Origin of the sequence: Dyella ginsengisoli LA-4 (assembly GCF_000334915.1) — a bacterium.
Lineage (GTDB): Bacteria > Pseudomonadota > Gammaproteobacteria > Xanthomonadales > Rhodanobacteraceae > Dyella_A > Dyella_A ginsengisoli_A.
This window is the reverse complement of record NZ_AMSF01000019.1, coordinates 1-23,072: the sequence shown is the minus strand read 5'-3', so window position 1 is coordinate 23,072 and position 23,072 is coordinate 1. Positions and strand designations below refer to the sequence as shown.

Genomic DNA, 23,072 nt, shown 5'->3' with positions numbered 1-23,072 from the left:
AAGCAACGATGAGCCTGCTGCAAAAGAGTATCGACGTCGTCGAAACCGTGATGGAGGGGCTGAGTCGCCTCTTGATCGGAAAGGACATGGCGTCCTACTGCGACCTGGTCACGGCGGTGCCCTTATCGGAAGAGGATCTGAAACAGAACCCGGACCTGCGCGATCCGAACATCCTCATCACCAGCACCAACGCGATGCTCTCGGTGTTCGATGTGCAAGGCACCTTCCGGCTCATGTCCGAGGACGAGTTCGGCGTCGTGATCGGAAACCTGCGCAGCCGTCTTGGTAGCTACATGCGGACCTACGGGCATTCGTTTTCGGTGTGCCTTGAGCGCGACCCGGACCGGGCACGCGACGAGCTGATGCGCCTGGTTGAACCGCAGATCAACACGGCACGGCGTATCGGTCTGGATGCCACGGACATTGTGCTCAGCCGTGTCGACCGGAACGCGCCGCTGGTGGCGTGGGAGCAGAACCTGTTGATGGTCTACACCCACATGCCGGTCATGTCGGCCGAAGAGCGCAAGCGCGTGTTGATGGAGCGCGCCAAGCAGGCAAAGGCTTCCGACCTTCCGCTGCTGCAGTATGCGCAGAATCCGGCGAGCTACCTGTCAGCGCTCAAGCATCGTCATGACAGCTTCGTGGAGCGCGTCAAGGACGACTTCCTGAAAAGCGGCCCGGCTGGCGAGGGCGGCATCCTCATTACACCGATGTCCGCGCATGACGCGGCCAAGGTGGTCCGCATCCAGCTCGATCGCGAGCACACGTCGCAGAAGTGGCGACCGCGGCTGCCTGGCGACAAGGTTCAGGCCCATGGCGCACCGGATCCCAAGGATTTCTCGGACGTCAGCTACCCGAAGCTCAACTACCAGATTGCAACCCACGACGTGGAGACCGTGGGGGATTTCGTGAAGACGGACGAGCTGCTGCACGCCACGCTGAGCCTTGAACTCGGGCCGCTCGAACCGATGCCCTTCAAGGATCTGATGGAGAAGCTCTCGCGCGAGCTGCCCTGGCGTATTCGGTTCGATTTCGAGCCGGGCGGCATCGACAAGACGCGCGGCCGGCGCACGCTCCTGTCCTTCGTCGGCATGTTCCCGGAAAACGACCTCATCCGCCGGTCGTTCGACGAGCTGGTGAAGGTCGACCGCGAGGACCCGGTCACCACAATGCGCGTCGTCGCGGCCACCTGGGCCAGCACCGACGGAAAGCTGAAAGAGCGGCGTTCTGCTCTGGAGAAGGCGCTGCAGTCCTGGGGCGTGTGCAACGTCCGCTCGTCCCACGGCGATCCGATGGCCGCGCTGGCGTCGAGCATCGCGGCTTTCACAACGGAGAACGTCGGCAACATGATGTTCCCGCCGGTCAGCGAAGCGCTGTACATGATGCCCTTCCAGCGGCCGGCGACGCCGTGGTCCAAGAACGGCAATTTCGTGCAGCGCACCCCGGAAGGAAAGATTTTTCCGATCGGCCTGGCATCCCGCCTGCAGGACGTGGACATTCGTTTGATTTCGGCCCCCCCGGGCTCGGGTAAGTCCGTCATGCTCAATAGCATGAACTTCGCGGCGCTGCTGCGCCCGGGTTCGCGCAAGCTCCCGCTGATGACGATCGTGGACGTTGGCCCGTCGTCCACCGGCCTCATCGAGATGGTGCGGGACAGCTTGCCGGCGGAGCGAGCGAATGAAGCGATCGCGATCCGCGTCGCCAACGACTCGAAGTGGGCCACGAACCCCCTGGATACCCAGCTCGGCGCGCTGCGCCCGACGCGCACCGAAATGGATTTCCTCGTGGATTTCATCGGCGCGATGTTGATCGACACCCAGTCCCTCAAGCCGGCTTCTGGCGACATTGGCCGCCTGGTCGCCCACCTGTTGAAGAACATCTACAACAAGAAGAGCCAGAGCGAGAAGGAACCCTACGAGGCGGGCGTCGAGCTGATGGTGGACCAGCGGCTGGACAGCTCCGGGATCCGCGCAAAGCAGGGCGATGCATGGTGGGCTGATGCCACCTGGATGGAAGTCCGCGACTTGCTGTTTGCTGCAGGCTTTCGACGCGAGGCCCAGCTCGCGCATTTCCGGGCCATGCCAACGTTGCCTGACCTGGCCTCCTGCCTGCAGGACAAGGACGTGCAGCAGATGTACCACACGGCCATGACCGCGAGCGGCGAACCCTTGCTTGCCTACGTTCAGCGCGCCATTTCTGCCGTCTCGTCGACCTACGCTATGTTCGCCGGCCGCACGCGGTTCGAGATCGGTGCCGAAACCCGGCTGCTCTGCATCGACCTGCAGCAGGTTGTTGGCGGATCGACCACGAACGAAGGTCTGCTCAAGACCACGTTGATGTACATGTACGCGCGCAACCTGGGCGCCCGGAACTACTTCCTCGACGAGGACGAAATCCGCGACGTGCTCCCCCCGAATGACCTGTATCTGGACTACCACCTGCAGCGCGTGGCGGACATGAAGGATGAGGTCAAGACGATCGCGTACGACGAGCTGCACAACATCGGCAAGCCGCCGGAGCCCGGCGAGCACGCGAAAGGCCTGACGATCGTCCCCGATCGCATGATCAAGGACGGTCGCGAGGGCCGTAAGTGGGGCTTGAGCATCATCGGCAGCTCCCAGTACCTGGAGGACTACCCGAAGGAGCTGCGCAACGCGGCGACATCGGTCTACGTCATGCGCGGCGGCAATACCGCCGACGACGACATCCTGCGCAGCAACTGGAAGGTGTCGGAAGAGTGCATCCGCCGGCTAAATCGGGAAGCCACCGGCCCCGGCCCGCAGGGCGGCAACTACCTGGCGCTGTTCAAGACAAAGGTCGGCACGATCGTTCAGATCCTGACCAATACGCCAGGCCCGGTGGAGCTGTGGGCATTCTCGACCACGCCCGACGACATGGCGCTGCGGCGGCGCCTGTTCAAAGCCATCGGGCCGTCTGCGGCGCGCCGGCTGCTGGCCAAGCGGTTCAAGACCGGCAGCGCCAGCGCCCTGATTGACCAGATGCGCGTGGACGCCTCGGCCGATGGTGAGGACGAAAGCGTGATCGACAAGCTCGCTCGGCAGCTCATTGCCGAGTACCGCACCCCCAGAGACGCCAACGAGGCCGGAGAGTACGCATGAACAGGACGCTGAAACGCCGCTTGATCGCTGGCGCCATCGGGCTGGGCGTGGCCACCCCTGCGCTGGCGTGCTGTGACATGGGCGCTACGGTCATCGCTATCCAGGCCATGAACATGGCGGTCAACGCCTCGCTGAGCGCCATGCATAGCGATCTGGCGATGCTCCTGACCAACATCGGCTCGGCGATCAATTCCAGCGGCGACAAGGTGGCGGCGACGATCGAGGCGAACGGCAACGCGGATCGTTCACTGGCGGTTCGTCAGCAGCTGGACAACCGCCTGCAGAACGCGGCCGACAGCTTCAGTGTCCCGGACAGCGTGTGTGCGGACTCGGCGTCGGGTGGCATGTACCAGGTGGCCGCCGCTGCTGCTGGTGGTGGCGGCAGCCTGCGCGGTGGCGTGACCCAGGCGAACGACAGCGCCATCAGCCAGGCGATCAACACCCCAGCGGTGGATCCGACGGCGGACTCGCGGCGCGCCTCGGCGATCCACGCCAAGTTCTGCGACTCGGTCGACTACTCCGCCTATGGCGGCACGAAGCTGTGCCCGGCGGTCTCCCAGATGCCGGGCGGTGACAAGCGCATGGACTCCCTGGTCGACGGTGCCGGCGCAAACGGCAAGGATCCCGACCTGACTTTCAGCCCGGAGCAGGTGGATGCAGCTCGCATGTACCTGCAGAACAGCGTCGATCGCTCGATCGGCCGTGACCTGGGCAAGGGCGAGGCGATGACGCCGAAGGGCATCGAGTACACGGGCCTGCGCACCCAGTACGAGGCAATCCTCGATGCGTCCGGCTTCCCGCAGCGTCAGGCGATCGCCGATCACTCGGCCAACCCGGCAACCAAGGACTTGCTCAACGACGCGCTGCAGGCGCCGTCGGCGGCGGCGTACTACAAGGCGACCGCCTCGAAGTACGCCAAGCAAGTGGGCTACGTGTCGTACGCGGAGCTGGAACGGTTCGAGGTCGGTCGCCGCTACGCCAACACGGACTATCAGGCGGACCTGCAGGCGATGAGTGGCGACAACCTGGTGCGCGAGCAGATCCGGGTGGCGAACCTGAATAACTGGCTCCTGTTGGAAGTGAAGAACGCCGAGCAGCAGCAGGCGATCATCAATGGCCAGATCCTGGCCAGCCTGGCACGCAGCGAATACGCGCCGATCCTGCAGGCGAAGCTCAGCGAGGTCGATCAGTCGTTGGGGAGGGCACACTGATGGACGGCAAGAAGGCGCTCAAAACGGCGGGGAAGGTGTTGGCTTACGGCGCCTTCGGGATCGCGTGGCCCTCCATGAAGCGGTCCGTCCGCCTGATGAAGGACGAGGCCGCACGCACCGCGGATAACACCCGCCTGCTCGGTGAGCTGGCGGGGCAGGCCCGTAAGCGTGTTTTCGGGGCCGCAGAGGCTCGCCCGGCCGACGTGGCGGATGAGACCTTCGCCGAGGCCATGGCGCGCCGGCCAGGGGCGGAGAAGCGGGCCTACGTGGGGTTTGTGCGGCGCAAGCGGGTGGCGTTGGCCATGTGCGCGCTGTTCTGCTCGATCGGCGGGCTCGGGCTGGTCCACGGCCACCTGATGGGTTTGGCGCCGATGCTGGTTGGCGGCGGCCTGAGTCTCGAATTCGCTTGGCTGGCGGAGTTCCGGCTGTGGCAGCTGCGTAACCGCAAGCTGTCTGCGGCGGAGGGCGGTTCGCTCTCGGATTTCTGGATGGATTCCGGTGCCTGGCGCCGGGCGCTGGACGCGGAGCCCGGTTACGGCCTGCAGGCCGGGCAGAAGGCCTATCGCCGATGGCTCTGGGCAAAGCGGGTGGGCTTGCTGGCCATGGTGCTGGGGCTGCTCTGCGCGGTGGATCTGTTCTTTTCGCGGAGCGCGGCATACGCCGGTCCCGCGGTGGCCGTAGCGGCTGCCGGCTTGCTGGTGGCCATGCTGGTGGAGTTGAAGCTGTCCGTGATCCGGCACCGGCTCGATCGACGATCGCTGCCGCTGGCCATCCTGCGCGTCGAGGCCGGCGCCTGCTACGAGGAGTACATGGCATGAAAATCTGGCTTATTCGCCTGTGCAGTGTGTTCCTGCTGGTGTCCTGGTTGGCTCCGCTTCCGGTGCTGGCGCAAAGCGCCACCGGATCCTCTCTCGGAGAGATTGGCGCAGCCGCCAAACGCCCGGACGACAAGAGCCGCGAGGCGTTAGTCGCTGTGTTCGGCCAGGTGGTCAACGATCCGCTATCGGGTGGCGGCGCCGGCGGCGGCGACACGCTGCTCGCCGCGATTTTCCAACGGACCAACGTCGCACTGCTCTCGATCGCAGGTGTGATCGTCGGCTGGGGAGTGTTCCGGCGCGTGGCGGCCACGGCCGGGTCGGGCTCTGTATTCGACGCGCAGAACAGCTCCCTGTGGATGCCGCTGCGCTCGGTCTGGGGCCTTGCGTCGCTGATTCCGACGGCCAACGGGTGGTCGATCGCTCAGCTGGTAATGCTCTGGGCCGCGTCGGTCATGGGTGTAGGTACCGCGAACCTGACCGTCGATGCGGCCGCCGCCGCGCTGCAGAACGGGACGCCGCTGGTGATGTCTCCGGTGATGCCGCAGACAACCGCGCTGGCGCGTGGTGTGTTCGAGGCCGATCTGTGCATGCACGGCATCAACTACGGGCTCGCGCAGGTGGCCAGCTCCGGCGGCCTGGTCGACGACAGCGAGTACATCAGCCAGGTCGCCGACAGACCCGACAACAACGGCTTCGTCCTGGAGGACGGACACGGCACGTACTCGTGTGGCGGCGCGGCGGTGGATCCGTCGCAGTTGGAAGCCCAGCCACAGAATACGAACCTGTTCGACACCTCCGAGTTCACGGTGGCCGACGTCTACAAAGCGCACGTCAACGCGCTGGCGGCGATGCAGCAGACCTTGAACCCTGCCGCTAAGGCATACGTGCAGGCGGTGATGGAGGTCCAGTCCGGCAAGTCCGTGGCGGTACCGGATCCAAACGTGGCGATCGCCTCGGCCGCCGCCGCGTACGAGAACACCGTCGAGGCGCAAGCGGCCCAGAAGCTCGGCGACATGAACCAGCTCTCTGGCCAGATGGTGCAGTCACTGTCCCAGAAGGGCTGGTGGATGCTCGGCTCGTGGTATCAGACCTTCGCGATGGCCAACACCAAGCTGTCCAGTGCGGTCGCGGCAATGGCGTCCTCCAGTGCCCCGTCTCCGGTCGGCGCACCTGGTCCCATGCAAGCCTGGCAGGCCGCGCTTTCTGCGTATCACACGCAGCTGGCCAACAGCACGGCGGCGGACACCATCGGCACGCCGGCCTCTGGCCCGAAAGCGGCCACCGCCGCCGGTTCGGCCACGTCTCTTATCAAGACGATTTTCGCGGCTCCAGGCCAGCGCCTCGTGCAGGCCATGGTCAGCAGCGGTGAGGACCGTGGGCAGATGAACCCGCTCATCCGGCTAAAGAATCTCGGCGACTACACCCTGGCCATGGCCGAGGCGACCATCACGGTGATGGTGGGCCTCGAAGTGGTCAACGAGATCAAGTCGGACAAGTTCAGCGTCATGGGACTCGCGGCGGCCGTAGGCAACGCGGTCACGGGTGCCGGCGACGCATACACGGGTGTTTTCAAGGCGCTCAAGCCCTACGTGTTCATGATCGTGCTCGCGCTGCTCCTGTTCGGTGGCACGTTGTCGGTCTACCTGCCGATGGTGCCCTTCATCGTGTGGTTTGGCGCGGCGATCAACTGGCTGGTGGTGGTGGCCGAGGGCATCGTGGCGGCGCCGCTGTGGGCGATCGCGCACCTGGGCGTCGATGGCGAGGGGTTTGGCCAGAAGTCCATGCACGGTTACCTGTTCCTGCTCAACATGTGCGTTCGGCCGTTCCTGATGTGCATCGGCTTTTTCGTCGGTGGCGGCATCATGACCGTCGGCGGCACGTTTGCGGCCGAAGGGTTCACGGCGGCCGTGGCGAACGCGCAGTTCAACTCGATCACCGGCCTGGTCTCGATCCTGCTGCTGTTCTGGCTGTTCGTGCAGATTTGCGTCCGCCTGACACATGACAGCTTCAACCTGATTCTTGTGCTGCCGGACCAGGTCATCAACTGGGTGGGCGGCTACGCTTCGGCTCGACTGGGCATGGAAGCGGACAAGGTCAGTTCGGGCTTCGCTCAGGGTGCGGAGAAGGCAGGCTCTACGCATGAGCGTGGCTCCGACCGGATACGCCGTGATAGTCAGCGTCTTCCTACGGATGGAAACGGTATGTCGGACTGATCAACGCCCTCGCATATGGCATAGGTCAGTCAGTGACTCAAAGAAATAAGACCTGGTGACAACCTCTAGGCGTTCAGTAAACACGTTGAAGGAAGCCAGACCATGTGTAGGTGGCGAACTCTAAAAGAGAGCAGTGAAAGACGAAGGCGGAGAACCATTGTCGAAGTAATTCGGATGCGTGAGGCATGGCTCACCGCAAAGTGCCATGGGTCTCCGAACGTGTGGTGGCTCCATCCAGGATGGTGGGCCGACAACGCTGCCGCAGAATCAGAAGCAGCGCTCGGCCTCCGGCCTGGATCGCTACTGCGCCACTACGCCCGCATCGAGCGCCGGGAACAGTTTCTGGCGCTTTTCAAACGCACATTTGACCGGATGCCGAATCGGCGCGAGGTGTTGGACTGGGATTCGGAAGTCTACGGCCCAGTGCTGCCGTAGGTGCGGAGCCGCTGCAACGCGTCCTCAACAGATGAACTGAACCCCAACCCCGGAGGTGTGGAGTGAATGGAAAGACCGTTTCCATGGATGCAGCCATGCGAAGAGCGTCGGCTGGCGTGAATAGTGTGGCAGCAGGGATGTTGACCGTTCCTGTGATCGGTATGTTGCTGGGTGCTTTTCTCGCGATCCACCTGCTAGTGAGGGTTCTTTTGGTCAGTGATCAACGCGTCAAGGATTTCACCCTGCTGATTTTCGTCACGGTGATCGGCTTTTTAGGAATGGTCGCACCCGTATTCACACTCGCCGGACCGAGCTGGGGAATCGGCTTCGCGTTTCTCGTGGATTTCGTACTGAACCTGTGGATAGTGCATTACGCACTCAACAAAAAGCTCGCCCATCTTTGGGCCACGCCTACAAGTAGATGACGGTGATCCGGTGCCGTCTCAAAGCATGAGTCAGATGCCCCGTACAAGACATTGCAACTATGGTTCCATCCACCGCCACCATTGAACGCGCGTACCGTGTGCGGCTTCGCCTGAAGCCGGCACAAGAGCGCGTCCTTTTGCGCCTTTTCGGCGCGCGGCGGTTCGTGTGGAACTGGGCGATTCGACGCAAGGACGAAGCATGGCGAGCGGACGGCACGAAGCTCAACGCCGTCGCTCTCAGCCGTGAGTTCACCCAACTGAAGGCGTCGCCAGAGACCGCCTGGCTGGCGGAACTGCCGCGCGAGCCGTTCAACCAGACGCTGCGCGACTTCGACAAGGCGTGGACCAACTTCTTTGCCGGCAGAGCCAAGCGACCACGTCGCAAGACGTTCGGCACGGTGATGTCGGCACGCTTCACGCTGGATCAGCGGCGCGAACTGGTCGACCGCTATGCCGGGCGCGTGCAGCTGGCCGGCATCGGCAAGGTGCGCTTTCGCGTGAGCGAAGCGATGCCGGGTCGACTGCGCTCGATCACTGTCAGTCGCGATGCCGCCGGTCGCTGGTTCGGGACGTTCACCGCCGACCGCGTGCCAGCCCCGGATGCCGGTGAGGCCACGGCAGCGATCGGAATCGACCTGGGGCTGAAGGATGTCGCGGTGATCAGCGACGGCGTGAGCAGCCGTAAGGTGGCCGCGCCAAAGCACCTGGCCGCGCATCTGCGGCGGCTGCGTCGGTACCAGCGAGGCTACTGTCGGCAGCGGGATGCCGCGATGGTTCGCCAGGGCCTCAACCCGGCTAAACGGATCCCGAAAGGCACGCGGATTGTGGTGTCGAACCGGATGCACCGGCGCAAAGCGCAGATCGGCGCGCTGCACGCGAAGATTGGCGACCAGCGGCGCGACCACCAACACCAGCTGACGTCGGCCGCCGTCGACGACGCGGCGGTGATCGCGATCGAGGACCTGAACGTGAAGGCGATGGCGCGCGGCATGGGCCGCAAGGCGTTTCGGCGCGGCGTCGGCGACGCCGGCCTGGGCGAGATCCGCCGGCAGCTGGCGTACAAGGCGAAGTGGCACGGCCGGGTCATTGTGACGGTCGACCGCTTCTATCCGTCGAGCAAGACGTGCTCGGAGTGTGGCGACATCCACACCGGCCTGACATTGTCCGACCGGCACTGGACCTGTGCCGGCTGCGGTACCGAGCACGACCGCGACATCAATGCGGCGAAGAACATCCGGCGGGAAGGCTTACGTCTACTCGCCGAAGGCACCGGCCCGGATGGGCGTACCCGGAGGAGCCGGGGAACTGAAGCGCGGGAAGAGGACACGTGCGCGGCCGGCAGGACATCGCCGATCGGACAGCCGATCTCGCTGAACCGCGAACTTGCCTATCGCGCGGCCACGCCGCGCACCACTCGACAGCGACGGGATGGACCGGCGCTTAGGGTGGAGGGGTGAGACTCCGAAGAGCACCGAGCCATCCTTACCGATCGGGTGGCACCCGATCCTCGACAGACACATATGAGAACATGCCAAGCTGCTGGATGTCGGGGCTGCGCATCTGATCGGGCGGTCGGTGATTGAGGGCGGCTATGACTCCGGCGAGGCGAGGAGGTTTCTCAACAGCCTGCTATATCAGCTTTAATTCAGCCACTTAGCTGCGTTCCTGCGAAAACTTCCAGAATCCCGGCCTTACCTCGCCCTGAGCCACACCGATGGCATCGGCCAGTGCGAACCACGCGAACGACACCTGCGCCTCGCGCTTGCGCTTGAGGGAATAGGCGTAGGCCTGTTGGGCGGTCAGCTCGCCGCGTGCCCGGCGCTCGGTGTACTGGCTGAGCGACAGCCGCTCAACGCCGGCCAGGTGCTGCTGCAGCCATTATTGCCTACCCCTGCCGTTGGGGTTACGCTTGCGCCTGGGCGCAACATCCGGTCTGGCGCTCGTCCGCCCGCAAGGGTCCGCACCAAGAGTGGGATAACCAAGAGATTCCGGACTACGAAGCCCTGCCTGTCGGTAGGGCTTTCGCATTTTCGAGGGCTATGCGGGGCTGCTGCTGAGCAGTACGGAGTGCGTGACCATCGCATGGAAGGACTGTTCGGCTCGGGCAAAAAAAAGGCCCGCATCGAGCGGGCCTGTCAGGTGGATGGCATTGGGTCGTTACTCCGCGGTCGTCAGGGCCTTGGGCCGGCGAGAGCCCTTGAAGAGGCCGAGGCCCAGGAGGGCAAAGAGGCCGCAGAAGGTCCAGAAAGCAACCGGGGGATGGCCGAAGCTATGGTCCCAGTGGAAGCTCATCAGGAACGCGATGCCCAGGGGCACCAGGGCGAGAGTCCAGAGGGCAAGCAGTACACCACAGAGATGGCGGAACATGGTGAGTCCTCCTTGGCGGGTCACCGAAGATGGTACAGGGTTCGAGCGGATAACGGCATGGAACCGTTGGGCTTCAGGGGCGAAAGGGGCGATCAGGGTAGACATGGTTGGTTCTCCTTTAGTTGGCGCTGGAAGCGCAGCGACCGGGGTCGCGGATGCTTTCAGAACGCCGAACCAGACGCTGAGGGGTGGGTCGCCATCAAGGGAAGCGGCCGAGGCCGCAGTACGCCCCCTGGCGCGGCCCGCAGCGTAGCGAGGACACGGGGGGGTGTACGGCCCTTGAAGGCATAGAGCCAGCCTGAGGCATGGGGAGTGGGGGCCACCCGCCGCAGCGGGTGGGAGAGGGAGGTACGCCCTCTCCGGGAGTCGACGTCGCGAAGGTGCGCAGCGCCGAAGGACAGAGGGCGGTAGCCCTGCGACGCGGCTTGTCCTTGTTCCTGCCGCATCACATCCGCCGTGTGGTTGGTCGAACACCCACGGGCCAATGCTGGCTAATCCATGAGCGTGCCTCGGAAACGCGCCGCCCGGTGCCGTCGTCCATGACGAAAAATTCTACCGACGGCCTTTGTGCCAGGTCCGGGAGAACACCGAGGGTTTCGATGTCTTTGATGGACTGCACGGCGAGCGCGAAGCCGCTTGGGCAGTGGCACAACCTGTTCCTAATGGATCCGCTATGTTGCTCTCCTGCCGGCTCATCGATGGCGAATTGCGCGGAGGGAAGCTTCGATGGTTGGCCGTCTACGAGCGCAAGCTTTGCCTTCCTCAAGATGGTCGTCTTTCCGGACCCGGCATCGCCGACGAGAACAACGATTTTGTCTTGGCCTGCAAGGTATCGCATGTAGGGCGGCGTCAGCCAACGGCTGATCTTGTCGCGTAGCGTTCGCCGTTGGGAGTAGTGAGCCTGAACCACGGTCAGGCCGACGTTGGTTTGGTTGCTCAAGGCATGTGCTCCTTGCGTGATTGGGGTGGCGCAGCTGTGCAAACTCTGGTGAGGGCGTCAGGTGGCCAGCGCGAGACCGCTGGCCAGCACCGCGCGAATCGCCGCTTCATCCTGGCGCCGCAGCGCAGCTGCGCGAGCCTGAGCGTCGGTCCAGGCAGCCTTGGCTTCCTCGACCGCTGCCGGCGACGCCGTGTTGCGGATCGCCCAGTACCGGCGGTACAGACGGCCCGCCTCCGCGTGCAAGCGCTCCTTGGCACGCTCGAAGTCAACGCCGAAGTTGGTATCCAGTTCCATGCTCATGGCTGTGTGCCTCTGTCAGGTGTAGTTGCTCAGTTGTTCCTGCATATCCTCGTCTGCAGCGCCTTCACTTGCGTAGCCGGCGCCGCAGACCAACTCGACGCCATCCTGCTCGATCGCCCAGCTCCACTGGCCGCTCTGAGCTTGGAAAACGCGGCCTGCAGGCGGAGCTGGCCAGATCACGCGATCAAACCATTCCTCGGCCATCCGCCGCTCATCGCTGCCGTTGCTGTCCACGGTCCCGTAGAGGTCGTGGACGAACGCCTGCAGCACCTGCTCAGGTGTGAGGCCGTATCCGCCCTTGAGCCACTGGCGAAACTCGACGGGCACCTTGACCGCTACGGTCTCGGTCTCCGTCACCACAGTAAGCTCTTCGGTAGTCATCGCGGATCCTTGGACTGGCCAGCGTGATGGATTGTCGGTTGCTTGCAGGTTACGCACATTAGGCATAATGTGCAACACATTAGGCAAAACGGAGAGTGAACCGTGATCAATCTCATGCGTCCCGAAACATTCAAGGACCTGGTCGCGTCCGGGTCGATCTACGACGTGACGCTAGTTGGCCAGAAGGGCGGCTTCGCGCTGCAGGCGATGGTGGGGAACGAAAAGCACCTGCTGGCCAAGCGCGAGGGAGACGTCCGGCTGTTCGCGTCGGTCGATACGGCGGTGCGCCAGCTCCTGGGCATGGGTGTGCGGGTGGCCAAGGTCGACATGACTGACTTCGAGGCGGGCCGGATCCGTCCGGCTCGGCCAGACGTCGCTAAGCGGAGTAGCGAGGCCGCTGCTGCTCTTGAGCACGAGCGCTGGTTTCGCGGTCAGGTGCAGCGCACGGTGGATGCTGTGGAGGCTGGCACGGAGCCGTTGATCGACAGCGACGCGATGTGGGACGAGCTGACTGCCGAGGCTAAGCGTATGGATGCTGCCCGGCGGGCGAGCAAGTGAAGATCCGCTATGCGCTTAGCGCTCAGAAAGACCTGCAGAAGATCCTTCGGTACGGGCTGGAGCACTGGACCAGCACAGCCGAGGCATTCGTGCTTCAGCTGCGCAAGCGGCTGGAGTCGACGCTGACCAAGCACCCCAACGCCGGCAGAAAGGGCCGCGCTCACGGCACCCGCGAGTTCGTCCTCGTCGGCACAAAGCACATCGTGGTTTACATGCCGCCGAGCGAGTTGAGACCGGCAGCTATCGTTGTTCGAGTGCTACACGGCGCGCAGCAGTGGCCGCTTGCAGATTCCGGTGAGGCCTGATCATGCTGCTGGTATTGCCGATCGACGAAGTCGACATCCCCCGCGACCTTCGGGATGCACCGGAGCCTACGGCTGCCCAAATCAGACGCTATGTCGCAACAAAGAGCGGCCGGATTGGTAGGCGGCGCAAGTTCCTTAGCGTTCCGATCATCGTGCGTCGAGAGCCCACAGGCCGATACACTGTCGTGGCGGGTGCCTTTCGGGTAAAGCTCGCTCGCTTGGCCAAGTCGGCAACTATCGCTGCGACACTGTGTGATCCGAGCGAGAGGCTGTCGCCCTCTTTTCGTGGCGAGGATCATGTATGGCGGCTATGACCGACGCTGAATGGCAAAATCTATACGAGAACTTCGAGACCACCCGCATTCTGGCTGCGGTGGATTCGGTCGACAGCCTTCGGGACGACTTGAACGACCGCGACCACGGCGCACCACCCGTGATCCGAGATGATCTGCTCAAGCTGCATCAGCTCGCGATGGCCGTTGTCAACAACGGCGCACGACGCCAGGCCGGCGAGTTCTTCGAACTTGCCGGCGCATTGGAGGACCAGGTCAGCGGCATGATGGAGGCGTTGGAGCAGATTCGCGACACCCTGTCAGATCTCGTTGCGTTGTATCCGGAAAGCTTGGATTACGCGGACGAAAGCGACGAGTGATCCAACCTGAGTTAGGCCGCCCTCACTTCGCCCAACAGGTCAGGATGACGATCGAGCACCCTGAGCAACTTCACCAGCGCCAGGGGCGGCTTGGTTTTCCCGGTTTCGTACCGCGAGAACGCATTGACGCCACCACCGAAGATTTCGGCCGCTTCGCGTTGATCGAGCGCCAGCTTCTTTCGGACACTGGCAATGAAGCCTGGATCGACGATTGAAGCGTTCACCTGCTTGTTGAAATCCAGCATCACCGCACTTGTGCGTACCGACTCGGCAACATCCAGGATCATTTCCCCGCAGCTCGGGCAGACGTCCCCGGTGACGTCAGGAATGAGGGTCGATTCACCCTTGTAGGTGTAGGGCATGTCGCGGGTGTCTCGCACCAGTTCCGCGTCTGCACAGGATGGACATTTCATGGTCAAAGCTCCTTGAAGGACACGATGAGCACGTCATCAATGACCGTCAGTTTGAGATAGACCTCGCCAGCTGGCGTGCGGGGCCGGTACACGTCTTGCCACACCCGATGATCTGCATGGGAAGTCATGCTCTTGTAGAAATCCTTCGGGACCAGCGAAGCAACCACGTTGACGATGCCCGCAAAGTCGAGGCCCATGGCAGCACCGCCGGCCAAAGCCGAGAACGTAGAGCGCACCTTGCCATCGGCAAGCAAGGACTTCACGACGGCCAGCTTGCAGTGAGGTGTGCCTTTCTCCATGCAGACAAGATTAACCTAGTAGGTTTAATTAGGCAAGTAGGTTAATACTCTTGGCGACAGTGCAGCGCTCCACACCTCCTCGCCGAGCTTGGTGATCAGCACCAGCGCGATGTTCAGCGACGTCCGGAATCGGTGACCAGCTCAACCGTAAACCGCAGGCCGGCTGCCGAGGACTGAGGAAACCCCCGGATCGTTGCCGTCTCCGGGGGGCCGCGACGTGCAGCATCAGGATAGGGATATGCAAGCGGCGGCCTCCTGAGCATAGCTCAGCAACCGCGTTTCTCACGCCACCGGGTTTACCTGGTCGCCGGCAAGAAGCGGCAGGAGCTGGTCGATCGAGAGGATCGGTGAGCCAACGCCGGCAAGGTGCTGCAGGCGTTCGGCGGATGCCTGGCCATCGCACTCGACGGGAAACGTGGCAACGCCGTTGGCCAGCAGCCAGATCGTCCGGGTGCACCCATCGTTCAAGGTCGCAACGGTCTCCATCACGGAGGGCTGCGCCGCTGGGCGCCCTGGTTTCCGTCTCGTGGCCAAAGCGCGAATGCTGAACCGCGGGACGGGCGGCAGCTCCGCGTAGACCGGACGATCGCGGACGTAGACCTTGGCCAAGCCAACGGGATTCTGCTGCCCGCGAGAGAACCCTTCCTCGGCTCGATCGTACTTGTAGTCCTCCGACCAACGTTGACGGCCGTGGACTGACGGCGGCGCAAAGGCGTCCCGCTTCCAGAGCGTCAGCAGCCGGTTGGCATCGACCTCTACGATAAAGCGGCTTGCGTTCAAGCCGTTGTTTCTGCCGACCTTCATGAAAACCGATCGACCATCGTTCGTCTGCAGGCGGAAGACAGCCCGGCGAAAACGGCCGGGCTCGTCGATGATCGCGTGCAGCGTCCGCAACGTGGCGTGCATGGGCAGCGCCTCAGCCAGCACGTCTGGTTGCCTTGGCGGTGTCCGCCGCAAAGGTCAGGACCGTCACGAATCCGAGCGACCGCTCGTGCCCTCGCTCCTTGATGCCAGAAGTGCACACTCGTGCCCGGCGCCCTTTGAGCCGAGCACTCACGTCGGGACGCAGCTGCGCGTGCTCGCGTGCTGCGTTCTCGGCATCGAAGTGGCCATCCCAGTCGGTGAGGCACTCGTAGAGCGCGGTAATCAACCGCACGCCATCACGGTACGAGCGGACCTCGGAGTCTAGGAACCTCGGCCGACCATTCGCCGTCGGGAGCTTGAACCGGACGCTCATTTCGCCTGCAGGCCGATAGGCCGTGAAGCGAATTTCCTCCGCTTGGACGATCACACCTTCTTCCAGGAGCTGAAGCGCCTGGTACTGGTCGACCGACATCGCGCCGGCCACGGTCTCGTTCATCTCAACTCCCTATGCGTGGTGTGGACTTCCCTTCATCGGCTGGCGCAATGCCGTCAGCCGTGGTGAAGGTGATCCACGATCTGCAAGAGCACAGTTGAGAGAAACCACAGCACGCCTACGACGATGGCCCGCTTGCGCGGGACACGCCACCATCTGCGGGTTGGCGTAGGCTCAGTCATCGGCCGAAGCGAAGCGGAGTCGGCTGGTCAGCTGGAGCGCGTAGACGTGGTCAACGCGGAAGCTCGCGGACCCGATCCGTACCACCGGATCACCGCCGAAGCCCTCATCCTCGATCGAACAGTCCACCAACAGGGCCTCGAAGGTCATCAGGGCGGTGCAACCGCCGCGCCCGACTGGTTGGAGCCAGGCGTAGATGCTTTCGTGCTCAAGAGACGGGCCGCGCGTGACGATGAGGTAGGCGCCGTCCAGCGCCGGTAAGGGGATATGAACCTCGGAGGGGTGTGGCAAGCCCGGCAACACGCGAATCACCTGGGGAGACTCGGACACTACCGAGCGAGCTTCTACGACTTCCTGCACCACTGCCTCCAGCCTGTTGGCATCCATGTTGTCCATTCCCATAACTTCGGCCTTCCGTGACGGATCTTGAACCACTTTAAGGCGTGCTTGTTTCTCTTAACCCCGGCCTACAGAGCAGGACGCGGACGTGTTTTTGGCCCTCTTGCTGTTTCGTGTCGTGTATATAGCGCGGAATGAAAAGTAAGTGAACAGGCGGGTTTGCGTCAATCGGCGAGGATGAAATTCCGCGACCGCCGTCACGCTTGGTTTGCCGACTGGTCCGCGTGGAAACCGCGAAATCCTGCGGTTTTGCCTGCCTGTTTTGTGACCCAAGTCACGCAAATAGAGCGCATCCCCGCCCGATCGAGCGGACCATCAATGCAGCCCTTCGACCTCTTCCCGGCGCTCCAGCTCGGTGATGCAGTCCCCGATGGAAACAGCGGTCACGCGTGCGCCATCCACCTGGTTGTCGATTCCGAACTTCTGCACGACCTTGGCGCGCTGGGCGGAGTCCTGCGGTAGCGCCAGGACGATAGTCATGTATTGCGTGTTCAAGTCGTAGGACATGGGTGTGTGTTCTCGGTGGGAAGTTGGTCGGCAGTCGATCATGCGTCGGCAGGGCGGGGGAGGCCGAACCACTCGGCCAGCTTGGCGAGCAGTCGCTCGACCTCCAGCGTGAGCAGGGCAAAGCCGGCATCGGCTTCTGCAGCGGCGTCCTGGTGGCTGTCGCCCAGCTCGTCGAGCACCACGTCCAGGAACTTCAGCTTACGCACGACCAGGTCCTCGCCGAGCACAAAGCTCATCCGGTCGCCGAAGGTCAGCCCCAGCCGCCAGACTTGCTTGCCCGTGCGCAGGTGCTCCTTCACTTCGTCGCTGTCGAGGTCTTGCCGGCGGGCAATGGCGATCGCGCCCGTGGCCGTGGCGGGGTCGCGAAGCTCGCACTCATCGCCTAGCGCGAGACCTTCGGGGAGGTTGCCGTTGGCCAGCCAATCGGTCATGAGGATCCGCGGGGATTCCTCCGGCGCGAGCGGCACGGCCGGGAAGCTGCCCAACGCCTCGCGCACCTGGCTCAGCGCATTCTCCGCCGCTTTGCGACTGGTCGAGTCGACGACCAGCCAGCCGTTCCTTTTGTCGACGTAGGCGTTCAGGCGCGAGCTGCGCACGAAGGCGCGCGGCAGCAGCTCGTTGAGCAGGTCTTCCTTGATGCGCTTGCGCTCGCGCCCGCCGACCTTGCGGCCTTCTTCCTCGGCGATCTTCTGCACCTTGCGCTGCAGCTCGTCGTTCACCACGGCCGGCGGCAGCACCTTGTCCTCGCCTCCCACCGTGAACCAGGTGCAGGCGTTGACGCTGTGGGTCAAGGCCGCGTCCGGTCCACGCCCGATCGGCGGAACGAAGCCCCGGGTGGCCATCTCCTGCGGCCCGCAGGGGCGCAGCCGGTGCTCTGTCAGAGCATCGTCAAGGCGGTTGAGATCGTCGGCGACAGCCGGCGAGAAGCGAAACAGGCAGAGTGCTCGATGCAGTTGCATGGGTGTCCTTTCGTGGGTGTGGTCAATCGCTGGATGGCGCGCTGGATGCGGCGTAGCGCGTGTGAGTCGCGCGTGGATCGCGAACGGGGGATGGCTTGGGCGTGACCATGAGGCGGCGATGTGAAGCCTCGCGGAAGGCTTCCGCGCCGAGCTGCAGCTGCAGCCGGCGGAGCACGCTGAACATCACTGTCAGCTCGCCGGCACCGGCTGGCCAGCGCCAGACGTCGGTCTCCGCCGGCCAGTAGTGCCGGTCGGGATCCGCTCCGGCGATCAGCTGCACGCGGTTCCGCGAGGCGTAGAGAAGGCCCCAGCGTTCGGGCAGGTCCTGAACGCGGATGACGTCAGGCTCGCACAGATACCAGCGGTAGCTTCCCAGCGCTTCGATCGCTCGATCGCTGCGGTGCGGCTTGCGCTTGTCCGCGAGGAAGTCCGAGCGAGAGGCCTTGGCCTCGATCAGCAGGGAGTCCTGGCCAGCGTTCCGCAGGCCGAGTACGTCAGGCTGTTCGGTCAGTTGGCAGGCGAACTCGGTCAGCACGATCGGGCAGCGGCCTCGGCCGCGCAGCCACCTGGCGCCGATCTGGCAGAGTTGGCCATGGGTCAGGCTCACGTACGGCTCCGCAACGTGGTGAACATGTAGTTCGGCAGCGCCCGATGCCGCGAGGATTCCCCAAGCGGCACCATGGGCGTCATGCCCCAGCGCCGCCGCAGCGGCTTGGGCTTGGGTGCCGGCGGAGGCGTCGGGGCGGCGTGGTCTTCGCCCTGGTGGATCTGCCGAATAAGCTGCAGGCGCTGTTGCTTGTTCATGGTCGGACTCACGGGTTCGGTGTCGCCGGGGTGGGGTTGGCCGGCGTGCCGGCGACGCCGGCAGCTGCTCGGGCTTCCTCGTCCCAGCGGGACGTGAAGGCCTGGCATTCGCTGCAGACGCCGGTTCCTTTCGCTCGATCGACGCGCAGCCATGAGCACGGCTCGCCGGAATGTGGGTTCAGGCATGCGCGATGGTCCGTACAGCCGCAGCCGATGCAGGTCGCGGTGGCAAAGAGGCTCGAAATCACGGGGTAGCTCCTGGTGCTTGCGGTTGGGTGGTTCCTTCGACCAGCTCGACGTACGCGGCGAAGGTGGCCACCACGGCAAGGCCATTGCCGTCGGTGGTGTTCGCCAACTGGATGGCGGCCTGCAGGGGCTCCATGTGCTCGCGGTCGGCGATCCGGGTGATTGCCTCTTTCCACGGGGCGACGCGCTGCAGGTACTGCTCGCCCCAGATGGAGCGCATGGACTCGCGCATCGAGCGCATCGGCGCGGTCAGCTGGTTGGCGCGTGCTGGCTCAGCCATGGTCGGCTCCTTCGCACAAGCCCAAATCGGAAGCGCAGCCGCCGCCGGCCTGTTGAGCGAAAAACATGTCGTACTGCCGACCGCCGCGCCCGGTCTTGCTCCACTCGACCAGCGTGCGGATGCGCGAGTACGTGCCCGGCCGATCCACGTCGGTGGGGTCGGTAACCGCCGGAAAGAACGTCGCCGAACGGCGCTTGTTCGCGGCCGCCACGATCGACTCCCACCGTTCGATGCGGTCGATGTGCTCCGGGAACTGCAGGGCGATGGCGCGCAGCTCGCTCTTGCGGCAGTTGATGCAGGGCATGCAGCCGACCCGGCCCATGCCCATCGTGTACAGCGGATTGCGCTCGATCCCGTGCCGCTTGTGGATGTCCCACACCTGGTCGATCGACCAGCGGAAGATCGGTCGCCAGACCATCGAGCCGGACTCGTGGTGGTTGTAGCGCGGTTGGCGCGCCCGGTTGCGGCTCTCGGCCGCACGGATTCCGAGCCACTGCAGGACAGGCCCGTTGCGGAGCATCGGGCCGACCACCTGCGTGGTGATGGGAATTTCTTTCAATTCCCCGGTGCAGAACTGGGCCATGCGGGAGGGGAATCGCCCCTTGCTGATGCACAGGTCCAGGTACGGGTTTCCGGTCGGCTCGTGCAGGGCAGCGGCCTCCTGCACAACCGCATCGGGGATGCCCTGCTTGGGCCACTCGCGCAACAGATACTCGCGGTGCCTGGCCAGCTCCTTGGTGAAATCGGCGCGCACGACTTCGACCTTGGGACCGCCCGTGCGTTCGTGCAGTCGATCAACGTACTCGTACGTCTGCTCGTGCTCGTTCCCGGTGTCGGCGAACACCGCCCGAAACGGGCGACCCGATTCCATGGCCAGCAGGTAGACCGCCGTGCTGTCCTTGCCGCCGGACACGCTTACAAGGTGCTGAGTCATGCCGCCTCCGCAACGTTGCCGGGAAGCGCGATCGCCACGCCCACCTGGCGCACCCAGATGGGCATCGAGTCGAGGAAAAAGGTCTGCCCGCTCCACGCGGCCAACAGCGTGCGGCCCATGACGATGGCGACGGCCTCAGCCGCGTCCGGCGGCACCGCATTGCCGATGCGCTCGCGCCAGGCCTGGTCGCTGAGCCCGTCAAGTTCCAGTTGCTCTTCGGGGTCGATCAGACTTTGCAAAACCGAAAGCTCGAAAGTCGTAAGGGCGCGGTGCCATGTGCCGTCGAGAGAACGGATCACGCAAGTCAGCTTCTCGGACGGCTCCGGGACGCGCGGATCGGCGACAGACCAAAAGCCGTTGTCGTGGCAAGCCGACCCCGTGACTGCCTTGGATGTGGCGTCGTACGGCACCACGCCGTAGTGACCGGCGGTGAGGTAGTTGCCCGCACTGCGGTCGATCGAAGGGCGCGGATCCGCGACGGCGAAAGCGCCCTGTCCGGTGGTGCTGCCGCTGATGACCGTGCCGGTCGGCTGGTCGTAGCGCGTCACCTTGTACTTGCCCTTGCCCTCGAACCCGCCGCTGCATCGGGGATCAGCCACTGAGAAGCGCCCTTGCCCCGGGTTGGGCTGGCCGGTGATCGTTCCGCTGGTGTCCTCCCAGCGCTGCACGCCGTACTGCTGGCCGTCGTTCCAGCGTGCCGACTGGTTGAAGCGCGGATCGTTGACCGGGTGCGTCTGCGCACCGGGCATCGCGTGCTCCGGCACGATGCAGAAGTCCTGCAGCACGCCATCGGCCACGCGAAGCTTCTGCAGCGACCGCCAGTCGTTGCCGGCTTCCACGAACGCGAGGCGTACCCAGGTCTTCCACTGCAACGCAGGCACACGGTGCATGGGGCCGGCGCGTTCTACGTCACCGGGCAGCGGGCAGCGGTCAAGCAGCGTGCCGATGCCGCGCAACGGCCGCGCAGGCGGCTCGTACAGGAACGGCGGCACCTTGGCCTGGTGGCGGGCCACCAGCAGGAACCGCTTGCGGCTCTGCGCCATGCCGCCCAGCTCGCCGCAATCATGGGTGGTCTCGGCCACGGCGTAGCCGTAGTGCTCAAGCAAGCCGCGCAGCTGGTCCAGCAGACGGCGGCCACGCGTGGCGATGCGCGGCACGTTCTCCAGCAGGAAAAACTCCGGCGGATCGTCCTTCCACGCTTCCATGGACAACCACACGGAGCGCAACGCCAGCTCGTTGAGGGCCTGGTACTTCGCCGTCTTGGCCCGGCCTTCGTTCAACAGGCCGGAAAAGCCCTTGCACGGGGAGCTGGTGAAGACGATGTGCGGCCGCTCGTTGCCGGCGGCGCGGCGAATGTCCTCCGGGGTGGCCTCGCGCCAGCCTGCCGGCGGCTCGTGGCCGTGCCACGCGGTGTACTGGTCGCGGCTGAACAGGTCCATGACCGTGGCTTTGCTGCCGATCAGCTTCTCGAAGTCGCGGCACGCGGCCGGGTCGACGTCGACGCTGCCCAGGCAACGGAACACGCCCTGCAGGTTGCCGACACGCACAGAGGCGCGCTGGAAGCCTTTGGCTCCGCCGCCGATGGCGCCGCAGACGTGGAACACGCGGATTTCGCGATTCTCGACCATGGCTCAGTCCTCCTTCTTGCCGCGCAGGGTGTCGAGCGCCTGCACCTGGCCGTGCTCGGCGAGGATCCGCTCATAGATTTCCTGCCGGTGAACGGGCACGGCCTTCGGAGCGGCGATGCCGAGGCGCACGTCGCGGCCTTTGACGCCGAGGATGGTGACGGTGATCTGGTCACCCAGCAGGTTGAAGCTCTCGCCCTCGCTGACGCGTTCGACGCGGCATGTGGTGTCGGTCGCGTTGGCCGGGGACTCGACGGCTACGCGGACTTTCTTGGCCTTGGCGCTCAAGACGGTGAGGGTGATGTTGTCGCCGATGACCAGGGCGGTGCCGACGGTGCGGTGCAGGATCAACACGGGTGCTCTCCTTCGTTCCGTGTCCGTATTGTGTATATACCACGGACAGCTTGCAACAAAAAAAGGGCTCAGGGTCGGGTGACCCCGAGCGATGGGGTTAGGCTGCGCTGGCGAACAGGCCGAGCTGGGGCGCGGCGCGGTGTGCGCGCCACTGGCTCAGCACGATCGGCCCTTCCTGCTCGATGAGCGCGGCCCTGAAGGCCGGATCGCGGTCGGCCAGCTGGACGATGTGGGCGACCACCGCGTCCGAGTAGCGCGGATCCTCGAACACCTGGTCGAGCGATCGCTCCGAAAGGGTGGAGCTGGGAACCAGATCACCGAGGCTGTTGAGGCGGCGCACGGCAAAGAGCAGGACGGCTTGCTGGTAGAACCGGACCCGCTTGGCGATCGCCACCGTGCGGGCGTGCGGCTCGCGCATGGCGGCATCGAGCTGGGCGAGGGTCTGGGCGGTTGCGTAGACGTTGCACATGGTGTGTCTCCCTCAACCGTTGCGGGCAGCTTTGGCGATGCGGTCGGCTTCCGCTTCGCTGGCCATGAATGCGGCCGTCAGGCGCGCATCATGGGTGCGCTTGTCGCTGTGGTCGGAAACCTTGCGGCTCTCGCCGGTAAGCAGGTTCACCACGAACGCGCCGCCGTTCTGGTCGATCGCGCCGCACCAGCTACGGGAAGGGTTAGGGTTAACGGTCAGACCAAGCTGCACGAAGCCACGATGGTTCTTGAAGCGGATAGCCGAAGCCGTGCGAACGAGGATTTCGTCGTCGGTCAGTTTGTCCAGCGCCACCAAGCCACGCGGGGTCAGAATCGAACGGGGATAGCCCTTGCTGCTGCGGAAGTCCGTATGCGTGTCGTTCCAGATCAGCGACAGTGCCGTCGCCCGAGAAACACCGTGGAAAGTGGCGGTATGCGTGTGCATGGGTCTTGCTCCTTAGGTTGTTGAGGCGGGAACCGAGCGCCTTGGCGCCGCGGTTCCTGGATGGGCACCATCACCAGC

The 23,072-nt window shown here is 64.4% G+C and carries 28 protein-coding genes and 2 pseudogenes; 9 read left to right on the top strand and 21 right to left on the bottom strand.

Translation table 11 applies throughout. From position 1 onward, the window contains the following. Window positions 1-8: 8 nt before the first annotated feature. From C693_RS0106160 to C693_RS21180, 6 genes are all read left to right on the top strand, one after another. Window positions 9-3,119, top strand: a complete 3,111-nt coding sequence (locus C693_RS0106160) for a hypothetical protein (RefSeq protein ID WP_017461378.1) — start codon at window positions 9-11, stop codon at window positions 3,117-3,119. After that, window positions 3,116-4,330: a conjugal transfer protein TraW gene (gene traW / locus C693_RS0106155; RefSeq protein ID WP_017461377.1), complete on the top strand. Its 1,215-nt coding sequence runs from the start codon at window positions 3,116-3,118 to the stop codon at window positions 4,328-4,330. The genes C693_RS0106160 and traW overlap by 4 nt, the downstream gene beginning before the upstream one ends. Then, window positions 4,330-5,148, top strand: coding sequence for a hypothetical protein (locus C693_RS23585; protein WP_017461376.1), 819 nt, complete (start codon window positions 4,330-4,332; stop codon window positions 5,146-5,148). The genes traW and C693_RS23585 overlap by 1 nt, the downstream gene beginning before the upstream one ends. Continuing rightward, the gene (locus C693_RS0106145; RefSeq protein WP_017461375.1) at window positions 5,145-7,361 is read left to right on the top strand and encodes a DotA/TraY family protein; all 2,217 of its coding nucleotides are present in this window, start codon (window positions 5,145-5,147) and stop codon (window positions 7,359-7,361) included. Before C693_RS23585 ends, C693_RS0106145 begins: the two co-directional genes overlap by 4 nt. A gap of 497 nt (window positions 7,362-7,858) precedes the next feature. Further along, window positions 7,859-8,221 carry a hypothetical protein gene (locus C693_RS0106140; RefSeq protein WP_157798562.1) on the top strand — a complete coding sequence of 121 codons (363 nt, stop codon included), beginning with the start codon at window positions 7,859-7,861 and terminating at the stop codon, window positions 8,219-8,221. Window positions 8,222-8,280: 59 nt separating this feature from the next. Beyond that, window positions 8,281-9,678: an RNA-guided endonuclease InsQ/TnpB family protein gene (locus C693_RS21180; protein WP_017461373.1), complete on the top strand. Its 1,398-nt coding sequence runs from the start codon at window positions 8,281-8,283 to the stop codon at window positions 9,676-9,678. Window positions 9,679-10,378: 700 nt separating this feature from the next. On the opposite strand, the gene C693_RS0106125 is transcribed toward C693_RS21180, so the two are convergent. The 4 genes from C693_RS0106125 to C693_RS0106110 form a co-directional block, all read right to left on the bottom strand. Next, a complete protein-coding gene (locus C693_RS0106125) occupies window positions 10,379-10,693 on the bottom strand; it encodes a hypothetical protein (RefSeq protein WP_157798561.1) in 315 nt (104 codons plus the stop codon). A 340-nt stretch (window positions 10,694-11,033) separates the two neighbouring features. Next, on the bottom strand, window positions 11,034-11,528 hold the full coding sequence (locus tag C693_RS0106120; protein WP_017461370.1) for a hypothetical protein: 495 nt from the start codon (window positions 11,526-11,528) through the stop codon (window positions 11,034-11,036). Between the two features lie 57 nt (window positions 11,529-11,585). Next, complete coding sequence (locus tag C693_RS0106115; RefSeq protein WP_017461369.1) at window positions 11,586-11,828, bottom strand: hypothetical protein; 243 nt, start codon at window positions 11,826-11,828, stop codon at window positions 11,586-11,588. A 15-nt stretch (window positions 11,829-11,843) separates the two neighbouring features. Then, window positions 11,844-12,209, bottom strand: coding sequence for a hypothetical protein (locus C693_RS0106110; protein ID WP_017461368.1), 366 nt, complete (start codon window positions 12,207-12,209; stop codon window positions 11,844-11,846). 102 nt (window positions 12,210-12,311) lie between these two features. Here C693_RS0106110 and C693_RS0106105 point away from each other — a divergent pair, with 102 nt between their 5' ends. The 3 genes from C693_RS0106105 (at window position 12,312) to C693_RS0106095 (ending at window position 13,724) form a co-directional block, all read left to right on the top strand. Next, entirely contained in the window at window positions 12,312-12,767 is a 456-nt protein-coding gene (locus C693_RS0106105) for a hypothetical protein (RefSeq protein ID WP_017461367.1), read from the top strand. After that, the gene (locus C693_RS0106100) at window positions 12,764-13,072 is read left to right on the top strand and encodes a type II toxin-antitoxin system RelE/ParE family toxin (protein ID WP_017461366.1); all 309 of its coding nucleotides are present in this window, start codon (window positions 12,764-12,766) and stop codon (window positions 13,070-13,072) included. Before C693_RS0106105 ends, C693_RS0106100 begins: the two co-directional genes overlap by 4 nt. A gap of 310 nt (window positions 13,073-13,382) precedes the next feature. Continuing rightward, window positions 13,383-13,724, top strand: coding sequence for a transposase (locus tag C693_RS0106095; protein ID WP_241762640.1), 342 nt, complete (start codon window positions 13,383-13,385; stop codon window positions 13,722-13,724). A gap of 11 nt (window positions 13,725-13,735) precedes the next feature. On the opposite strand, the gene C693_RS0106090 is transcribed toward C693_RS0106095, so the two are convergent. The 17 genes and pseudogenes from C693_RS0106090 to C693_RS0106020 form a co-directional block, all read right to left on the bottom strand. Beyond that, window positions 13,736-14,137 (bottom strand): type II toxin-antitoxin system MqsA family antitoxin, encoded by a 402-nt coding sequence (locus tag C693_RS0106090; protein WP_026107222.1) that lies wholly within the window; start codon window positions 14,135-14,137, stop codon window positions 13,736-13,738. A gap of 2 nt (window positions 14,138-14,139) precedes the next feature. After that, complete coding sequence (locus C693_RS0106085) at window positions 14,140-14,436, bottom strand: type II toxin-antitoxin system MqsR family toxin (protein ID WP_026107221.1); 297 nt, start codon at window positions 14,434-14,436, stop codon at window positions 14,140-14,142. 282 nt (window positions 14,437-14,718) lie between these two features. Next, window positions 14,719-15,342, bottom strand: a complete 624-nt coding sequence (locus C693_RS0106080) for a plasmid fertility inhibition factor family protein (RefSeq protein ID WP_157798559.1) — start codon at window positions 15,340-15,342, stop codon at window positions 14,719-14,721. Between the two features lie 10 nt (window positions 15,343-15,352). After that, window positions 15,353-15,796, bottom strand: a complete 444-nt coding sequence (locus C693_RS0106075) for a hypothetical protein (RefSeq protein WP_017461361.1) — start codon at window positions 15,794-15,796, stop codon at window positions 15,353-15,355. A 171-nt stretch (window positions 15,797-15,967) separates the two neighbouring features. Further along, window positions 15,968-16,369 (bottom strand): hypothetical protein, encoded by a 402-nt coding sequence (locus C693_RS0106070; RefSeq protein WP_157798558.1) that lies wholly within the window; start codon window positions 16,367-16,369, stop codon window positions 15,968-15,970. A 318-nt stretch (window positions 16,370-16,687) separates the two neighbouring features. Further along, entirely contained in the window at window positions 16,688-16,879 is a 192-nt protein-coding gene (locus C693_RS0106065; RefSeq protein WP_017461359.1) for a hypothetical protein, read from the bottom strand. A gap of 38 nt (window positions 16,880-16,917) precedes the next feature. Beyond that, the gene (locus tag C693_RS0106060; RefSeq protein ID WP_017461358.1) at window positions 16,918-17,838 is read right to left on the bottom strand and encodes a recombination-associated protein RdgC; all 921 of its coding nucleotides are present in this window, start codon (window positions 17,836-17,838) and stop codon (window positions 16,918-16,920) included. A 22-nt stretch (window positions 17,839-17,860) separates the two neighbouring features. Then, a complete protein-coding gene (locus tag C693_RS22550) occupies window positions 17,861-18,445 on the bottom strand; it encodes a hypothetical protein (RefSeq protein WP_017461357.1) in 585 nt (194 codons plus the stop codon). Beyond that, complete coding sequence (locus tag C693_RS22545) at window positions 18,442-18,642, bottom strand: hypothetical protein (protein ID WP_017461356.1); 201 nt, start codon at window positions 18,640-18,642, stop codon at window positions 18,442-18,444. The genes C693_RS22550 and C693_RS22545 overlap by 4 nt, the downstream gene beginning before the upstream one ends. 8 nt (window positions 18,643-18,650) lie before the next feature. Beyond that, entirely contained in the window at window positions 18,651-18,890 is a 240-nt protein-coding gene (locus tag C693_RS22950; RefSeq protein ID WP_083868244.1) for a hypothetical protein, read from the bottom strand. Beyond that, on the bottom strand, window positions 18,887-19,168 hold the full coding sequence (locus tag C693_RS0106045; RefSeq protein WP_017461355.1) for a hypothetical protein: 282 nt from the start codon (window positions 19,166-19,168) through the stop codon (window positions 18,887-18,889). The genes C693_RS22950 and C693_RS0106045 overlap by 4 nt, the downstream gene beginning before the upstream one ends. After that, window positions 19,161-20,102 carry a phosphoadenosine phosphosulfate reductase family protein gene (locus tag C693_RS0106040; protein ID WP_026107220.1) on the bottom strand — a complete coding sequence of 314 codons (942 nt, stop codon included), beginning with the start codon at window positions 20,100-20,102 and terminating at the stop codon, window positions 19,161-19,163. The genes C693_RS0106045 and C693_RS0106040 overlap by 8 nt, the downstream gene beginning before the upstream one ends. After that, the gene (locus tag C693_RS0106035; RefSeq protein ID WP_017461353.1) at window positions 20,099-21,730 is read right to left on the bottom strand and encodes a DNA cytosine methyltransferase; all 1,632 of its coding nucleotides are present in this window, start codon (window positions 21,728-21,730) and stop codon (window positions 20,099-20,101) included. Before C693_RS0106035 ends, C693_RS0106040 begins: the two co-directional genes overlap by 4 nt. Before the next feature lie 3 nt (window positions 21,731-21,733). Then, a pseudogene (locus C693_RS24185) lies at window positions 21,734-21,925 on the bottom strand (carbon storage regulator); the annotation flags it as partial. Between the two features lie 51 nt (window positions 21,926-21,976). Beyond that, window positions 21,977-22,081: pseudogene (locus C693_RS24370) on the bottom strand (carbon storage regulator); the annotation flags it as partial. A gap of 97 nt (window positions 22,082-22,178) precedes the next feature. Then, window positions 22,179-22,550: a hypothetical protein gene (locus C693_RS0106025; RefSeq protein ID WP_017461351.1), complete on the bottom strand. Its 372-nt coding sequence runs from the start codon at window positions 22,548-22,550 to the stop codon at window positions 22,179-22,181. 12 nt (window positions 22,551-22,562) lie between these two features. Next, a complete protein-coding gene (locus C693_RS0106020) occupies window positions 22,563-22,994 on the bottom strand; it encodes a hypothetical protein (protein WP_017461350.1) in 432 nt (143 codons plus the stop codon). Between the last annotated feature and the right edge of the window lie 78 nt (window positions 22,995-23,072).

Coding starts and splice junctions, on each gene's coding strand:
- C693_RS0106160 (WP_017461378.1), top strand. CDS start 9: ATGAGCCTGCTGCAAAAGAGTATCGACGTCGTCGAAACCGTGATGGAG.
- traW (WP_017461377.1), top strand. CDS start 3,116: ATGAACAGGACGCTGAAACGCCGCTTGATCGCTGGCGCCATCGGGCTG.
- C693_RS23585 (WP_017461376.1), top strand. CDS start 4,330: ATGGACGGCAAGAAGGCGCTCAAAACGGCGGGGAAGGTGTTGGCTTAC.
- C693_RS0106145 (WP_017461375.1), top strand. CDS start 5,145: ATGAAAATCTGGCTTATTCGCCTGTGCAGTGTGTTCCTGCTGGTGTCC.
- C693_RS21180 (WP_017461373.1), top strand. CDS start 8,281: ATGGTTCCATCCACCGCCACCATTGAACGCGCGTACCGTGTGCGGCTT.
- C693_RS0106125 (WP_157798561.1), bottom strand. CDS start 10,693: ATGTCTACCCTGATCGCCCCTTTCGCCCCTGAAGCCCAACGGTTCCAT.
- C693_RS0106115 (WP_017461369.1), bottom strand. CDS start 11,828: ATGAGCATGGAACTGGATACCAACTTCGGCGTTGACTTCGAGCGTGCC.
- C693_RS0106110 (WP_017461368.1), bottom strand. CDS start 12,209: ATGACTACCGAAGAGCTTACTGTGGTGACGGAGACCGAGACCGTAGCG.
- C693_RS0106095 (WP_241762640.1), top strand. CDS start 13,383: ATGACCGACGCTGAATGGCAAAATCTATACGAGAACTTCGAGACCACC.
- C693_RS0106090 (WP_026107222.1), bottom strand. CDS start 14,137: ATGAAATGTCCATCCTGTGCAGACGCGGAACTGGTGCGAGACACCCGC.
- C693_RS0106085 (WP_026107221.1), bottom strand. CDS start 14,436: ATGGAGAAAGGCACACCTCACTGCAAGCTGGCCGTCGTGAAGTCCTTG.
- C693_RS0106080 (WP_157798559.1), bottom strand. CDS start 15,342: ATGCACGCCACGTTGCGGACGCTGCACGCGATCATCGACGAGCCCGGC.
- C693_RS0106075 (WP_017461361.1), bottom strand. CDS start 15,796: ATGAACGAGACCGTGGCCGGCGCGATGTCGGTCGACCAGTACCAGGCG.
- C693_RS0106070 (WP_157798558.1), bottom strand. CDS start 16,369: ATGGACAACATGGATGCCAACAGGCTGGAGGCAGTGGTGCAGGAAGTC.
- C693_RS0106065 (WP_017461359.1), bottom strand. CDS start 16,879: ATGTCCTACGACTTGAACACGCAATACATGACTATCGTCCTGGCGCTA.
- C693_RS0106060 (WP_017461358.1), bottom strand. CDS start 17,838: ATGCAACTGCATCGAGCACTCTGCCTGTTTCGCTTCTCGCCGGCTGTC.
- C693_RS22545 (WP_017461356.1), bottom strand. CDS start 18,642: ATGAACAAGCAACAGCGCCTGCAGCTTATTCGGCAGATCCACCAGGGC.
- C693_RS0106045 (WP_017461355.1), bottom strand. CDS start 19,168: ATGGCTGAGCCAGCACGCGCCAACCAGCTGACCGCGCCGATGCGCTCG.
- C693_RS0106040 (WP_026107220.1), bottom strand. CDS start 20,102: ATGACTCAGCACCTTGTAAGCGTGTCCGGCGGCAAGGACAGCACGGCG.
- C693_RS0106035 (WP_017461353.1), bottom strand. CDS start 21,730: ATGGTCGAGAATCGCGAAATCCGCGTGTTCCACGTCTGCGGCGCCATC.
- C693_RS0106025 (WP_017461351.1), bottom strand. CDS start 22,550: ATGTGCAACGTCTACGCAACCGCCCAGACCCTCGCCCAGCTCGATGCC.
- C693_RS0106020 (WP_017461350.1), bottom strand. CDS start 22,994: ATGCACACGCATACCGCCACTTTCCACGGTGTTTCTCGGGCGACGGCA.